13 protein-coding genes are annotated in these 14,863 nt (G+C 44.7%); 5 read left to right on the forward strand and 8 right to left on the reverse strand.

Annotation, left to right across the window (positions count from 1 at the left end; genetic code table 11):
- Positions 1–21 precede the first annotated feature (21 nt).
- Complete coding sequence (locus MRK00_02045) at positions 22–1,848, forward strand: AAA family ATPase (GenBank protein ID MDR4516162.1); 1,827 nt, start codon at positions 22–24, stop codon at positions 1,846–1,848.
- Positions 1,848–3,743 carry an ATP-dependent helicase gene (locus MRK00_02050; protein MDR4516163.1) on the forward strand — a complete coding sequence of 632 codons (1,896 nt, stop codon included), beginning with the start codon at positions 1,848–1,850 and terminating at the stop codon, positions 3,741–3,743. The genes MRK00_02045 and MRK00_02050 overlap by 1 nt, the downstream gene beginning before the upstream one ends.
- A 138-nt stretch (positions 3,744–3,881) precedes the next feature.
- On the opposite strand, the gene MRK00_02055 is transcribed toward MRK00_02050, so the two are convergent.
- Genes MRK00_02055 through MRK00_02090 form a run of 8 tightly spaced genes read right to left on the reverse strand, consistent with a single transcriptional unit; the run spans position 3,882 to position 12,967 of the window.
- Entirely contained in the window at positions 3,882–4,028 is a 147-nt protein-coding gene (locus MRK00_02055; protein ID MDR4516164.1) for a hypothetical protein, read from the reverse strand.
- Between the two features lie 25 nt (positions 4,029–4,053).
- Positions 4,054–5,226: a DNA repair protein RadC gene (locus tag MRK00_02060; protein MDR4516165.1), complete on the reverse strand. Its 1,173-nt coding sequence runs from the start codon at positions 5,224–5,226 to the stop codon at positions 4,054–4,056.
- A gap of 20 nt (positions 5,227–5,246) precedes the next feature.
- Positions 5,247–8,267: a zincin-like metallopeptidase domain-containing protein gene (locus MRK00_02065; protein ID MDR4516166.1), complete on the reverse strand. Its 3,021-nt coding sequence runs from the start codon at positions 8,265–8,267 to the stop codon at positions 5,247–5,249.
- Between the two features lies 1 nt (position 8,268).
- Entirely contained in the window at positions 8,269–8,511 is a 243-nt protein-coding gene (locus MRK00_02070; GenBank protein ID MDR4516167.1) for a hypothetical protein, read from the reverse strand.
- 5 nt (positions 8,512–8,516) lie between these two features.
- Positions 8,517–9,065 (reverse strand): conjugative transfer signal peptidase TraF, encoded by a 549-nt coding sequence (gene traF / locus MRK00_02075; protein ID MDR4516168.1) that lies wholly within the window; start codon positions 9,063–9,065, stop codon positions 8,517–8,519.
- Complete coding sequence (locus MRK00_02080; protein MDR4516169.1) at positions 9,062–10,948, reverse strand: type IV secretory system conjugative DNA transfer family protein; 1,887 nt, start codon at positions 10,946–10,948, stop codon at positions 9,062–9,064. The genes traF and MRK00_02080 overlap by 4 nt, the downstream gene beginning before the upstream one ends.
- Positions 10,948–12,603, reverse strand: a complete 1,656-nt coding sequence (locus MRK00_02085; GenBank protein MDR4516170.1) for a relaxase/mobilization nuclease domain-containing protein — start codon at positions 12,601–12,603, stop codon at positions 10,948–10,950. Before MRK00_02085 ends, MRK00_02080 begins: the two co-directional genes overlap by 1 nt.
- Before the next feature lie 19 nt (positions 12,604–12,622).
- A complete protein-coding gene (locus MRK00_02090; GenBank protein ID MDR4516171.1) occupies positions 12,623–12,967 on the reverse strand; it encodes a conjugal transfer protein TraJ in 345 nt (114 codons plus the stop codon).
- Between the two features lie 373 nt (positions 12,968–13,340).
- On the opposite strand from MRK00_02090, the gene MRK00_02095 reads away from it, so the two are divergent.
- The 3 genes from MRK00_02095 to MRK00_02105 are packed head-to-tail and all read left to right on the forward strand — an operon-like array spanning position 13,341 to position 14,826.
- A complete protein-coding gene (locus MRK00_02095) occupies positions 13,341–13,673 on the forward strand; it encodes a TraK family protein (protein MDR4516172.1) in 333 nt (110 codons plus the stop codon).
- Positions 13,673–14,404 carry a conjugal transfer protein TraL gene (locus MRK00_02100; protein MDR4516173.1) on the forward strand — a complete coding sequence of 244 codons (732 nt, stop codon included), beginning with the start codon at positions 13,673–13,675 and terminating at the stop codon, positions 14,402–14,404. Before MRK00_02095 ends, MRK00_02100 begins: the two co-directional genes overlap by 1 nt.
- Positions 14,401–14,826 carry a conjugal transfer protein TraM gene (locus MRK00_02105; GenBank protein MDR4516174.1) on the forward strand — a complete coding sequence of 142 codons (426 nt, stop codon included), beginning with the start codon at positions 14,401–14,403 and terminating at the stop codon, positions 14,824–14,826. Before MRK00_02100 ends, MRK00_02105 begins: the two co-directional genes overlap by 4 nt.
- The last annotated feature ends 37 nt before the right edge of the window (positions 14,827–14,863 follow it).

A 14,863-nucleotide genomic window follows, 5' to 3' on the forward strand; every position in this document is an offset into this window, starting at 1 on the left:
TGAAAGTTGAGCGAGGTTTTTATGAGTATTCTCATTGATGCAATACGAATTGCGGGATTTAGAGGCATTAAGAATCTTGAAGTTTCATTACCAAGAATAACAGTACTAATTGGTACCAATAATTCTGGTAAAACTTCGTTAATAAAAGCTCTTCAGCTTGCTATTGGCGACTATGCAAGGTTTCTGTCTGAAGAAGACTTTTATATTGATACAAACGATCAAAGAGTAAATGAAATACTCGTTGATATTAGAATTGTTCCGGTTGAGGGTAATGGTAATAGAACACAGATTTTTAATGAAATGTGGGCAACTGAGTTTGGGGATAAAATCAAGGCTGAACCCAATGGAAACCAGTTTGTTGCCATTCGCACTCGTTCAAAACAGAATTTAACAAAAGGAGGTTATGACACTCTTCGTTTTACCTTGGAAACATGGCCAGATAAGAGCAATTGGCAATCAGAAAAGGTTAAGGAATCAAAATTAGCCACTCGCTTAGTTAGTCTTCCTTTCATATCAATTGAAGCACAAAGAGATATCCATCAAGAATTAAAGGAAAAATCCTCGTTCGTGGGCAAAGTCCTTTCGAGTGTTGAATACGATTCCGCTGACATTGTTGTTATTGAAAAACTTATCAAAGACGTCAATGATGAGGCTGTCAGCAAAAGCAACGAACTTAAGAGCCTCAAGGCACATTTGGAAAATCTGAATCAATCATTTAGTCATTCAGGTAATGCCGAAGTAACGCCATTTCCCAAAAAAATTAGAGACCTATCAAAGCACTTCTCCATTCACTTTGGTGAAAATCCAGCCAATTCATTTTCAATGGAATACCATGGGATGGGTACTAGGAGTTGGGCATCAATGCTAGCCGTAAAATCATTTGTTGATTTGACGGAAGCAAAACATCTTGAAGAATCAGAGCCTTTTTTCCCAATTCTTGCGGCTGAAGAGCCAGAAGCGCATCTTCACCCCAATGCTCAAAAAACACTATATCGCCAGCTTTCGGAATCTAAAGGCCAATTAATTGTTAGCACACACTCCCCATATCTGGCTGCAATGGCAAAACCGACAGAGTTACGATCACTCAAAAGATATAAGGATAATGTTGCATCAGTACAATTATCTTCTGAGCTAGATCCGGAGGATTTACGTCGTTTGCAGAGAGAGGTTATTCATTCCAGAGGGGAAATTTTATTCACCAAGGCGTTGGTGTTATGTGAAGGAGAAACCGAAGAACAAGCACTACCAATGTTGTTTCACCACTATTTCAAAAATGAATCATTCCAGCTTGATGTGAATTTTGTTGGCGTTGGTGGGTCTGGTAAGAAATATCGTCCTTTCTTGTCCTTCTCTAAAGACTTATTGGTTCCGGCATTTATTTTCAGCGATGGCGAAGATAGTACAATTAAAGACCTAAAAAAGCATTATACAGATGTGTTTGGTCAGACTGACATCATGACTTGCCCAAATATCACGATTCTTGATAATACTGACTTTGAAGGTTATTTGATATCATCAGGTTATAGGAATATCGTAGAAGAAGCAATTAAAGAAGTGGATGGAAATGAAGCAATAACCAACTGGATTAAAAAGCGGCATGGGACTTCACAAGGCAGAATAAAAACTGATAGCCCTACTTGTTCGACATGCAATCAGCCTATCTACTCCGATGACCTTCGCGATTACAACTCAGCAGATGGATATGACAAGGCTCTTACTGACATTCTTGATTCAAAAAAACCTAAATTCGCCCCTGTCATAGCATTAAAATTATGCGAATTAGAGTTAGATAAAATTCCACCCAAGATCATAGAATTATTTGAAAATATTAGGAAAGGAGCGTTTTAATGACTCATCTTTCCGATGCGCAATCGAATATTGTTAAAGCTCCAATTGGTCAAGCAATGCAGGTACTAGCCTCAGCAGGGTCTGGTAAAACTCGAGTCTTAACCGAACGGGTGCGGCATGTATTGGAGAATACCCGTAAAGACGGCGTTATTGCTCTTACTTTTACAAACAAAGCTGCTGAAGAAATGCAGAATCGTTTGGAAGACCTTGATGAGATTGAAGATCGTTGCTGGATAGCTACCATCCACGCGGTTGCCCAAAGAATTGTCGATCAATATGGGCATACTATTGGGTTGCCGTCAGAATTGCATATTTATGAGCGGGATCAAGACAGGAAAGCTGTTTTTCTCCAGTCGTTACGCGATCAAGAAATTGATATTGATACCTTCTTGAACGTTAGCGACGAGCGAACAAGAAGAGATCGTGAGAGAATCATTCAAAACTATCTCGATCAGTTTTCGATAGCGAAGCGTGAACTATTGACAGAAGCTGAAATCCGCGAGAAATACGAAAGTGACGAATCATTCTGGCGTATTTTCCAAGAATATCAATCTGCCCTCATTCAAAGCGGCGGTTTAGATTTTGATGACATATTAGTTTATGCGCACCGAATTCTTCTTGAACAGTCTTGGTGTGGGCAAATTTATCGCTCTAAATACAAGCATATATGTGTGGATGAGGCTCAAGACCTTAATAAAGCTCAATACGAATTTATCAAGGCGCTTTGTAGCGACCAAATCAAAAGTGTAATGATGGTGGGTGATCCCGACCAGATGATTTATGGGTTCAATGGATCATCTCATGAATATCTATGCGAAAGGTTTGTCGAGGATTTTTCTCCAGCAAAATATGTTCTAAAAGAAAATTATCGTAGCTCAAAAGCAGTAATCTCTCTCGCAAATAAGTTGAAACCAGACTCTCAGGTTGCATCAGATTTCGTTCTGGATGGAAGAAAGGAAATCCTTGTATTCCAGAACGAGGAGACGGAATCCCAATGGATATGCGACAAAATCGAAGAGCTTATGCAGCAAAAATACGATGATGAAATCGAGGGTGAGATTTCCTTAGGGAATATGGTTGTTATCGCTCGCAATCGTTTTGTATTCCAGTCACTTGAAAAGCATCTTCATGAAAAGCAAATTCCCTTTTTCCTAAAAAAGGGAGAACGTCAAACTGAGCCATCATCAATTTTTGGTAAGGTGCTTGATTTGGCAATTCGTATTCGACTTAACCCTAAGGACTGGGTCGATGGTAAAAAGCTTTGTGCAGTTTTGAAAATACAGACTCCCACATCATGGGGAAGCGCTGAAATCTTGAGAGAATTTGCTAAAGCGGCTCGGTCATCAGATATTCCATTCTCAGAAATTCAGGCAAAGCTTTTAGAAGCAATACAGGATATTGATCTGGATCAGCCCAACATCCCAAAATTTTATCAGACTTTTAAAAAGTTAATTGAAGAACTAATTGTTGAACCATCACTTAAGGAAGATGGGGAGCTCGAGCGTTCTCTCCAAGAACTGCAAGATTTCAGAAAGAGCTGGACTATATTCAAGCGCAAAGGACTGGGAGATTCTTTATCTGCGTTCCGTAACGCTATAGCATTAGGTCAGCTTGTCGATGACTATAATCCTGTCGGGCTTACTTTAAGTACTGTTCACACCATGAAGGGCTTGGAGAAGGATATTGTTTTTATTATGGGTATGTGTGAGGGTGTTTTTCCTGATTACCGGGCCACTACCCTTAAAGAAATAAATGAAGAGAGAAATAATGCTTTTGTTGCGGTTACAAGGGCAAAACGTTGGATTTATATTACCTATCCTCAGCTTAGAATAATGCCTTGGGGTAGCGCCAAACCACAACGACCTTCTCGTTTCCTTCAAGAGCTACAAACTTAGGAGCTTTATTTCAGATTCAAAATATTGTTTCTTTTTTTAGGTCTTGAAATTCGGCATACCGTGGCTTTTCTTATTATTAACAATGGCGGAACATTATATGATGTCCAAGCTACCCTAGCCCATGCTAATGCTCGAATGTCAGAACGGTACGAACTGAATCGCTTCTTTTTTACGGTTACCCCAGATAACCCAGGTTACATTTCCACTGCGCAACCGTACCGGCAAACGTGCTTGCGGATTTGGGAAGTAAATCTTGACAGCATGGTTTTCAATGCCACCGCACATTGGATTTATCCTGCTTTATCTTTTTTTACCGGCCACGTACACGACGGTTTTTTTGTATGGTCATGTTTGGTTTACTTGTTTTGCTTTTGAGATCATGCAGACTGTCATCTTCCGTAATCAAAGCTCTGGATTTTCTGTACAGTGCACTGATTTCATCGCTGATACCTGTTGCAATAACGATTGTTTCCCTGAGGGAACGGTAATCGCCGTTATTATTGATGTCGATACCGATAACATCACGTAAAACCCCAATTTCACAAGCTTTCAACAATACCGGATGATTGAAATGTTTGTCAGAGGTGATTATAAAAACCGAGCTCACACCGGAATTGCGTGTAAATTTCTGCAGTCTTGCCAATAACATTTTTGGTGATTTCTCCAGAATCGATACCGGCAACTCGCTGATCGACTGAACGGCACCGGTAGCATTGGTGCCAATCAGGCTGAAGTATTGATCCTTGTGTTTAAACGCCATGCCGATTCTTGCCAGATCATCCGGCGTAGCGATGTTTTCCAACAGGCAGTCGTGCTGCTTGTAAGCAGTATCCTGGTAACCACCGGCCTGGATGCCCATCCAGTTGAAGAAGCTGACTTCAAGTTTCCGGTTGATCACGCTGTACTGGTTGGTGTTGATAATGACATGACCTTTAAATCCCGGTACCAGGGATGCCAGTTGTGCGGTAAATTGTTCATCATGCCAGGATGCGGTGGCATTCCCAGAGGGGTGATTATGCAGCAGCCAGTAGCCATCGGCCTGTACTTTAAATCGAGTATTGTTCACCCAGTTGCCCAGATGATGTTCAGTGCCATTAATCTTGTCCAGATAAACCGATGAAGGTAATCGTGAGCTGATGGCGGTATGATGAATGACACGGTTTCGTCGCGTATAAAATATACGCAGAGTTTCAAAGCGTGGATCGCGAAGAATCTGCGCCATCACGGCAAGTTCATGAGCGGATTTGATTTGCCGGTTTAAGAGCGTGGTTCCGCCCTGTTCTTTAAAGTCTTTCGGGAAATTACAACCCAGTATGGCGCCACCTGCCCATCGAGCTTGAGATTCGAGCAGTTCGATGTAAGCGTTTCTACCGATTTCTTTTTGTGCTTCGCTGGTATCGGGACGAGTTTCAATGTTGTCATAGAGATCACCTGTATTGGGTCTGGATGAATTTACAGGAATGGCTTGTTGATTAGCACGCATGATTAATCCTCCTGTCAGTATTAAACCAATGCCCGTTTTTGTGATTTTGCTTTTGTTTCGGTCTGTTGCTGGCTTTGGGTTTTGACGTGTTGAGATTGGGGTTGGTGTTTTTGAATCGCATGCTTCTGAATTGTATTAAGCTGAATTGCTTTCTCGATTGCTGCACCTACCTGGCGCTTGACAGCTTGCATGCCCAATGCGCTTTTTTTAGCCAGATCGTTAAAATCGCTGAGTTTCTGCGATGTTTGTTCGTTGAGTGCAAAGACCGGAAACACCACAACACCGTTAACTGATTGTGCAGCTTCCTGGGCTTTTTCCCTGCCGGTATTTTTGCCGTTGAGGGCGGCCAGGTGTTGATCGTCATCACCGGCAATAACAATGGGTTTGCCTGGATACTTGTCATGTAACTGTTGTGCAACCGGTATGAGATTGCCTGAATCGAATGCCGCCACAACAGGACAATTCATGGCCTGCGATACGGTATCGGCAGTGGAATAACCTTCAGCGATGATGATGGCTTTGGCGTTATCCAGCGCTTTTAATACCGCAGATCCTTCGCTGTTACAACCCACTACATGGAAGTGGCCTTCCTTCTGACTGCCTGCTACAAACAGCTTGGTGCCGTTCGGTTGAATCGTCTGTGCACTCCAGATGTTTCCATTCACATCATAAATCGGCAGCAACAGATTACCCGCGACAAAGACAAGACTGTCGGGATGGTCATCACGCACCGTTTTGACATCCTGCCGATCCTGGCAGATTTTGATGATGGAATTTTGTGGTAGACCATCCGGTGTTTGCGGCACGACTTTTAATCCATTTGGCCTTGCGTTTTTATCCTGCAGGTAAGGATGATCAGCATTGGCAGGCAAAGCAATGGCCAGTAATTCTTTGACGGCTTGTGCAACCTTGATATGCTGCGCATGCTGCTCGGCTTTACGTTCCTGTTGTTTGATCGCAACCTGTGCAGCATAGGCTGCCTTTTGCGCTTCGGTTAATGAATACCCTTTTGCCTTCCAGCGTATCTCGGCTTTGGTGCGGTGATTATTAAAATATCCGGCAGGATGACCATCCATATGCACCACATAAAATCCGGATTTTTCACCGGGTCGATCACCGTCAACTTTTATACGGTGTGACAGCCCATCCATCACGGGATGATTACCGTCCACAATACACCCATTATCGCGAAGCACAGAAGCAAACTCAGCTTGCGCATCGATGGCAGGGTTTTGCTGCACTGGAACATTTTCCGGTATCCAGCGCTGTAATGCGCGGATATCTGCATTTTCACCCACATACCATGCTTTGGCTGCTTTATCCCAACGCGCACCGGCGGCTTTGGCCCGGTCTTTTTCACTGTACGGCACAGCCAGGTATTGGCGTAATTGATTTACACTTTCTTTAACAGCATGTTGGATTTGATTTTTTTGAATCGACTCATCCGTATTTTGTTGAACGGCATTGGTTGGATCGGTTTCCATAGACTGCCTCCTTCTGTTAAAGCCTGCATCATTTTGCATTGCCAGTGCTTCAGCATGTTTACGTTGCTCTTTGGCTGCGTCAATTTCTTCCTCGGTGCTGTTCGAATTGTTACGAATCCGCAATTCATCAATGCGGGCAAGTTTTACGCCCTTTTCATATTCGTTGCGCTCGGACATGGCATCGATCAGTGCGAGCTTTTCCACTGTATTGATGGCAAGTTGTTCCACATCGAAATCCGCCATCCAGGCCCAGGTCTGATCGTTATGCTGCGCATAAACACCCCAGAATTCAGGATCGATACCCAAATCTTTTGCAGGTATCACATGACTGGTGCCAACACCATCTTCATTCTTATTCTCTTTCAAAACGTTACCTTGAACCTGTACACGCCCGTTCCAGTCGGCGGGGATGGACAATCCCAGTTTGTCCTGTGACGTTTCCTCAAACTCGAGATTATCGATGCTTAAGTTTCTGCAGAATTTCAGTGCGTCGGCGACCAGATAAAGGGCGTTTTGCTCTTGTCTCGGCAGGTGCCTGATCAGTTTTTGTAACTGCCGATTGTTTTGCTGTGCTATTGTTGCAAGATCGGGTGCGAGATTGGCGGTATACGTTGCGATGTTTTGTCTGATTTCATCCATTTTGATGGCCTCCTGACTTTGTAATTCCTGCTGCCGTGCAAATGCCAGCACATAGTCCTGGATTTTTTCTGCATCGGCTGCAGCGCGGAATATTTCTGTGGGATCTTCTTCCAAAGCTTTAATCCATGATGCGACATACGCGGCATGCTGACCGGGATCGTGTCCGATACCCAGTTCATGGCCGAGCAGCATGCTGGCAATCTCGGCACGCAGCTCTTCGCGTGCATAGCCTTCACTGCCGAAGGGGTGCGCTAGATCGCGGTTCAAACGTAATTCATGGCCCGTCCAGTGGCCGAGTTCATGCAAGGCGGTAGCGTAATAGCGATCCGGTGTTTCAAACTGGTGTTTGTGCGGCAGGTGTATCCGGTCGGTTACTGACCGGTAAAAGGCCCGGTCATATTCGCCGTGTTCAATTGCTGCGCTGGATGCCTGCAATATCAGTTCTGCACGCTCAATTGGATCCCAACTCGGTGGTTCGATGACCAACTCCGGCAGATTGTCGATCTGTTCGGCATTGAATACTGAGGCATAAAACACACGCGGACGTTCAAGCTTGACGGTTTCCTTGACGGGCTTGCTTTCACTGTTAAGTATCGTTTTGCCGTTATCGTCTTTTTTGATACGCTCATCGGTAAACTTCCAATATTGAATCCAGGTGCTCTTTTCACCTTTACGCACCTGAGCACCTAAACTAGCAGCTTGCTTGTACGTCAACCAGCGTGGATCGGCATAAGCCTGGCTCATCAAATACAAGGCATTGATGCCCCGGTAACGTTTTTGGGTGGTTGGATTATGCGGAAACGATAACAGCGGATCGCCCGGCTGCCACGGTTTTTGCCATGGGGCTGCGCCTTGTTTTAGTCGTGCGATCAGACTCTCGGCGACCTGCTCATGGTAGGCTTTTCTGGATTTGTCCATGTTATTGCCCTCCATCAGTAGATTCCGGTTGATCGATACTGCTATCCAGCGCTTCAAATTCACTCAAGGCATCTTCTTTGAATGCGCCAAGCAGTTCCGCTTCATCGGGATCGAATTCAGCCTGAAATCCCGGTGTTTGTGCATCAATCAGCTTTTGCGCTATCACCTGACGTTTCATTTTCCAGTCGCTCAGACTGGTATCAGCGATATCAGATTTCGTGTCATCATCTGCAGGATTATTCATGGCAATTACTCCTCTTGAAGATTGAAGGTAAAAACGGGGCGTACAACATGCACAATCTGTGCACGGTCGATGACGCCAAAGTAGCGTGCATCAAATGAATGAGGATTCATATCGGATAACAGCAGGTATTCGGATTCACCGAGTGCCGCATTGAAACGGTATTGCGGTAATGCGGCGCCATAGGCATCGGTGGATAACGGCGCGCTGTTCGGCAACCATTGACCATTAACCGTAATACCGGTCTCATCAATCAAAACCGCATCACCGGCAACGGCATGTACGTGTTTGAGCAATTGACTGTAACCGCCGGGACAATTACCCGGATTGATATAGCCTCTGATGACAGCCCAATCAAACACATCGCGTTGCGGTGGACAGAACGCAACGTATGCACCTTTTAAAACCGGTTCATCGACAATCCGGTACAAACCAACCGGCAGACTTGGTGTGGTGTTGATATAAAATCCGCCAAACCGCAAGACAATGCTCAGCACAAACATACCGATACTGAGTGTCAGCATGCTAATAGCCAGGACTTTGATTGGCTTTTTCATTGCAGCAACCCTGAAGTCCCAACACCAGTACCTGTGCCAGAATCAGTATCTTCATAAGAACCGATCAGCCGGTCGCTTGATAACGGCGGGTCAACTTTTGCGCGTGCGGCAAATGTTTCATCCTGGAAGTACAAAGGCTGTACGCCATAAATGGCAGGGTATCCGGCAACATAGATGATCATGTCACCCGGTTTGGTAATTCTGCCTTTGGCATCTTTAGTGGCACCCGGCAGGCGCATGCATTCGTCCGGTGTTAGTAAAGCACGTTGTGTTTCCTGCAGTGTACGTGTGACATGACCGTGCATCATTGATGAGCGTCGGCCACTTGTCGTGATTTGTTCCTTGATCACCGTAGTCTGGCCGGTAAGTTTGGATAAGTGTTCTGCAGTTTCAATACGATTGGGTGCGAATGCAGTCTGGATATGACAATTGGAAGTAATCGCTTCATCATGGCCGTAACCGGATTCCCGGCTTTTAAGCTGATTGATATCCTGGCAGATCAGATACGCCTTGATACCGTAACCGGCAATAAACGCCAACGATTCCTGGAAGATTTCCAATTTACCCAAACTTGGAAACTCATCGAGCATAAGCAGCAGCCGGTGTTTGTAATGCGTAACCGGTTCACCATTCTGGAATACCATCTGACCAGCAAGCTTGCGAACAATCATATTGATCAGGATGCGGATTAGCGGACGCAACCGTGATTTGTCGTTCGGATGTGAAACAATATAGAGGCTGACAGGATTATTCTGGTGCATCAAATCACGAACACAGAAATCCGATTCGCTGATATTGTTTGCCACAATCGGATCACGGTATAAAGCCAGATACGATTTGGCAGTTGATAACACGGAACCGGCTTCTTCTTCAGGGCGATCCAACATGTCCTTGGCACTGGCAGCGATAACCGGATGTGCGTGATCACCTTCCGGCATGATCATTTCCATCCAGAGTTCACGAATATCACGGTCTGGATCGGACAATAAGGCATCGACAGCCGGTAGTGTGGCTGGCGCACCTTCTCTTTCCGATTGATACAGCACATGCAGAATCAATCCAACCAAAAGTGCATGTGCAGTCTTTTGCCAGTGCGTTTCCAATCCCTTACCATCAGGATCAACGATCAGGTTCACGAGATTCTGCACATCGGCCACTTCGGTACCGCTGCCAATGATGATTTCATCGAGTGGATTCCAGCGACAACTTGAAGTAGATGCTGGGTCAAAACGCAACACATTGTTGTTTGCATAGTACTTGCGCCACCCTGCAGTCAAAGCCCAGAGCTCGCCTTTGAGATCGGTAATGACGGTACTTTGTGTCCAGGACAACAAAGTTGGAATGACGAGACTCACACCTTTACCCGAACGAGTCGGTGCAAAACACAGTACATGTTCCGGGCCGCTGTGTTTGAGATAATGCGTTCTGCCGGACTTATCACGCCAGGCACCGACATAAACCGCTTCACCGCCTTTGTTTTTTTGGGAAGACAACAATCCGGCGGCTTCGATATCCTTTTTTTCCGCCCATCGGGCTGAACCATACAGATTGCGGTTTGCCCGTGAAGAATTAGCAAGCATCATCTTGACGATCAATACCAGAATCAACCCGACACTGGAGAACAGAATGCCGTAACCGGCAGCCAGATCAAAGATACCCGGATGCTGGTCATACCATTGATTACTCCACACCACAATCGACCAGGGTGCATAGAGTTGATTAAAGTGTGATCCGAGCTGATCCTGATAATTGAACTGGTGTGCAAAGTATTGCGTTGCAACCTGAAACCCTCCAATCAGAAACACAATACCCAGCAAGCGGACGATCAGAGTATCTTTCTTTGCGTTTCTGTTTTCCTGGAAACCGGAATTGTATTTGTTCATCACAGACTCCTTCGGTGCGTTGAAGTTTTGGATCGTTTCTGAAATACAACTTGTTTCGATAATTGTTTGCGGTGCCGTTCAAGTTCAGGGTCGTCAAACGTAACGCGAATTTTGTTCTGAACAGCAGTCTGCACAATAGACTTTTTAAAATCATCAGAGCCATTAACCGACAGGTGATTGCCGTATTTTTTGATAGCAAACTGCAACACGTCAACAAGGGAATCATTCAAAACATTCGATGCAACAAACAACCGTTTGCCGTCATCACGCACAGCCGTAGTACCAGCTATGTAAAACACCGTACCGTCTTTGGTCACGGACTCAATACCATCTGTTCTGGACTTGTCGTTATTATATTTATTGCCAGCAATGGAATCACGCAAAACTGAGCTAGTTCCGTTGCGTCTGTTGCTTCTGGCGCGCAATATTGCTAGCGCTTCGGTATTGCCTCTTTTAGCTTCAATCGTTAGCCAGTCAAGCCATGCCATTCTGCGAGTATTGGCTTTTAATTGCGTATACGCTTCGCGGTAATCGCGTTTGATTTCATTCAGCGTTGTTTTGAATTGGAGACTTACGGTTGCATACAAGGCTTTCTTGCCAAGCGGCCCAGTCTGCACATGTTTGATGATGCCGCGCTTGGATCTTGCTTTCTGTTTGGTGCCTTCAATCAACAGATCGCGCTGTTCCCGCAATATAAGCCATTGTTCTTTGCGCCAAGAAGCTGCATTGGTTTGTTGTTGCTGATAGCGCTCATACAATCTGGAAGTATCAACATGGTTTTGCAGCGGTCTGGGTTGATAGTGTTTGGTTTTTACTTTTGATGTTTTGGCATTCTGTGTTTTGGTTCTGGTCTGCGCTTGTACTTGTGTGTGCTCTTGTGACTGTGATGTTTCCAGGCTATCTGCTGCAAGTTCAAAAGCGCCAAGCCGTTTGATCAGATTGGGTTTTGATAAAGACCGGTCAACTGAACTCGCTTTAACGGCAACACCATTGCTAGAAACAAGCACCAGACCATTACCACGTTCCTTGATTTCCAGACCATGGATGTAAAGTACCTGGTGTAAATCCTGCCAGGTTTTTGTGTTTTTGATGTCATCAAGGCATTCGCGCCGAATCCAGCCCAGCAGACTCTCGACACCGGCTTTGGATTCCATGTCGATGTGACGATTGACTCGTTGATGATTATCGTGCGCAAGATTGAATTCAGATTCCAGTTGTTCGCACAGACCGGCAATCTTTGCGTAGTCAAAGTAGGGATTGTGAATTGTGAATCGCTCTGGATGAATTTTATTAATGGCAACATGGATATGCAGGTTGTCGGTGTCGTGGTGCACGACACTGATGCGCTGGTGATCTTTAAAGCCAAGACCTTCGCATAATCTTTCTTCGATTTCAGCGAGATTCTGATCGTTCACTCTATCATCCGGTTGAAAGCTGATAATCAGATGATAGATTTTGTCGGATGTGGCGCGCATGTTCATACGCTGCGTAGCTAGAATCTCAATGACAGCATCATCCATATTCTCAAACGCACAATTTGTGATACGCACAACCCCGACACGCTCCGTTTTGCTTTGGCTGTCGGTAATGTAATTCACAAGCCTGGCAAACCGGCTGGCATTTTGGGTTCTGACGGGTATATGTTTTGCGATCATAAGGTTTAGCGGCTAAATGTTATTGTCTGGTGATTAGTTTCTTTAAAACCCGGCTCATGAGTGCCTGGGTTTCCTTGATTTCCCTTAATACAGAAAAGATTTCCTTTCTGTCCATGCCGACTGCGCGCTTGTCGTCGCTTAACCAGAATTTGAGTAACCCGCCAGCTCTGCCGAGATCGCCGTTGATTTTTAGCAGATGTTTGACCTGTACTAGATCGATAGTGCTCTGAACGGTATGGCCCAGGCATACCTGGCGCATGTAACGCGCAACCGGCAAACCTGTGTTGCGGGCTTTGCTTTTAATTGCCTGTTCTTCGTGTGAACTTACCGGAACACGCAGATGTTTGTTGCGCTTATCGTTCATACAGTTTCTCTTTCTAGCCTCGCAGAGCAGGATTCGTTGAGCACAGTCATGTGCGAATAAGACAGGTGAAGCAGATAACTTTGGCAGAAGTTAGCTAACTTCACATATCCTGCCCTGCGTTTTTAGTAAACTGGGGTTATAGTATCACTAAAAAAATAGTTTGCAAATCGTATAACAATCATTATAATGATACTATATGCGTACTTATTGTTACAATAATTAACAATAAAACAACTATTTGTAATGATCTGATAAGTAAACAGAAAGCAAATGAAAAGTATTTGGTAAGTAAAATAAATTTTTTGCGTGGCGCAAAAAAAATTTAAAAAATTAAAATTAAATTTTCGCCAAAGATGAAATCAGGGTAACTGCTATGAAATTCTCATTGTCTGAACGGGTATCCAAAAGAGAACAGGACAAACCAGGCCGCAAGAATAAACATTTGCCCACCTTTCTGGCATTAAAGGGGGAAATCAACCAAGCACTGACCGATGGGTGGTCGATGTATCAAATCTGGTCGACACTGCGTGCAGAACAAAAACTGGTTTGCTCATATGTCTGGTTCAGGAATCTTTGCCAGAAACACATACACGACACATCACAACAACAGCATCATTCGGTAAAGCCGGTTAAAACACCGGCAGGTGTTTCTCAGGAAGACAGCTTTACTTTCAGTTCAACAATTAACAAGGAGGATCTGATCTAATGGCTAAAATACATATGATTCTGCAAGGCAAGGGCGGTGTGGGCAAATCGTTTATTGCTTCTACACTCGCACAACATAAATTCGCCAAAGGGAAAAATCCTTTGTGCATTGACACCGATCCGGTCAATGCCACGTTTCATGGATTCAAGAAATTGAATGTGCACCGGATTAATGTAATGAACAATGATGAGATTGATCCCAGAAAGTTTGATGATCTGATTGAGCTTATCGCCAATACGGAAAACGATGTCATTATTGATAACGGTGCCAGTACGTTTGTGCCGATGTCGCATTACCTGATCAGCAACCAGATTCCGGCACTGTTGCTGGACATGGGGCATGAACTGGTTGTTCATACCGTTATTACCGGCAGTCAGGCCATGCTCGATACACTCAACGGTTTTGCGCATCTGGTGAAACAGTTTCCTGAAGAAGCATTGTTTGTTGTCTGGCTTAATCCCTATTGGGGCGAGATTGTCATGAACGGCAAACGGTTTGAGGATATGAAGGTATACCAGGATAACAAAAAACGTGTATCCGCGATTATCCGTGTGCCGCACTACAAGGCCGAAACCTTTGGCAAGGATTTGAGCGAAATCCTGCAATCCAAGCAGACATTCAGTGAAGCGCTGGAAGACAAGAATCTCCCGATCATGGTGCGCCAGCGTTTGAACATTATTAAAAAGCAGCTCTTTGCCAGCATCGAAAACGTTGCCGCCGTATTGACATGAATGACGAACTGGACGTGCTCATCAAAAGAATCGCATCAGAACACGGCATTGCCTTGTCTCAGGACGATCCGGTGTTGATGATGCATACCTTGAACAAAGTGCTGCTGGAACAAAATCAGCAAGCGCATGCACAACTGTTAAACCAGTACGAAGCTATTCTGCAGGAAAATTTTAATCAATGGCAGTCATACGCCAGCAAAAAAGCCAATGCATTGATCGCTGCGCAACAAAACAAGACCAGCAACTCAAATGACCAGACCGCCGAACAATGCATGCAGTTGATCAGCGAGAAAATCAGGATAGCCATCAATCATGAGTTCCGCGATCTCACCAGAATTTCCAGGCAAGCGGCCATCATGAATTTACTGGCAGCAGTTCTGGTGTTGATTTCGGTTGTGCTGGTTTTTGTGATCTTGAACTAACAACCAACTAGCCATCTACCGGTAATTGAGCAGATAA

It is taken from the genome of Nitrosomonas sp. (assembly GCA_031316255.1).
GTDB lineage: Bacteria > Pseudomonadota > Gammaproteobacteria > Burkholderiales > Nitrosomonadaceae > Nitrosomonas.

What these genes read in the sequence shown, in the direction of transcription:
- MRK00_02090 (MDR4516171.1), bottom strand. Translation starts at nt 12,967, where the DNA reads ATGAACGATAAGCGCAACAAACATCTGCGTGTTCCGGTAAGTTCACAC.
- MRK00_02085 (MDR4516170.1), bottom strand. Translation starts at nt 12,603, where the DNA reads ATGATCGCAAAACATATACCCGTCAGAACCCAAAATGCCAGCCGGTTT.
- MRK00_02105 (MDR4516174.1), top strand. Translation starts at nt 14,401, where the DNA reads ATGAATGACGAACTGGACGTGCTCATCAAAAGAATCGCATCAGAACAC.
- MRK00_02100 (MDR4516173.1), top strand. Translation starts at nt 13,673, where the DNA reads ATGGCTAAAATACATATGATTCTGCAAGGCAAGGGCGGTGTGGGCAAA.
- MRK00_02050 (MDR4516163.1), top strand. Translation starts at nt 1,848, where the DNA reads ATGACTCATCTTTCCGATGCGCAATCGAATATTGTTAAAGCTCCAATT.
- MRK00_02070 (MDR4516167.1), bottom strand. Translation starts at nt 8,511, where the DNA reads ATGAATAATCCTGCAGATGATGACACGAAATCTGATATCGCTGATACC.
- MRK00_02080 (MDR4516169.1), bottom strand. Translation starts at nt 10,948, where the DNA reads ATGAACAAATACAATTCCGGTTTCCAGGAAAACAGAAACGCAAAGAAA.
- MRK00_02055 (MDR4516164.1), bottom strand. Translation starts at nt 4,028, where the DNA reads ATGTGCGGTGGCATTGAAAACCATGCTGTCAAGATTTACTTCCCAAAT.
- MRK00_02095 (MDR4516172.1), top strand. Translation starts at nt 13,341, where the DNA reads ATGAAATTCTCATTGTCTGAACGGGTATCCAAAAGAGAACAGGACAAA.
- MRK00_02045 (MDR4516162.1), top strand. Translation starts at nt 22, where the DNA reads ATGAGTATTCTCATTGATGCAATACGAATTGCGGGATTTAGAGGCATT.
- MRK00_02065 (MDR4516166.1), bottom strand. Translation starts at nt 8,267, where the DNA reads ATGGACAAATCCAGAAAAGCCTACCATGAGCAGGTCGCCGAGAGTCTG.
- traF (MDR4516168.1), bottom strand. Translation starts at nt 9,065, where the DNA reads ATGAAAAAGCCAATCAAAGTCCTGGCTATTAGCATGCTGACACTCAGT.
- MRK00_02060 (MDR4516165.1), bottom strand. Translation starts at nt 5,226, where the DNA reads ATGCGTGCTAATCAACAAGCCATTCCTGTAAATTCATCCAGACCCAAT.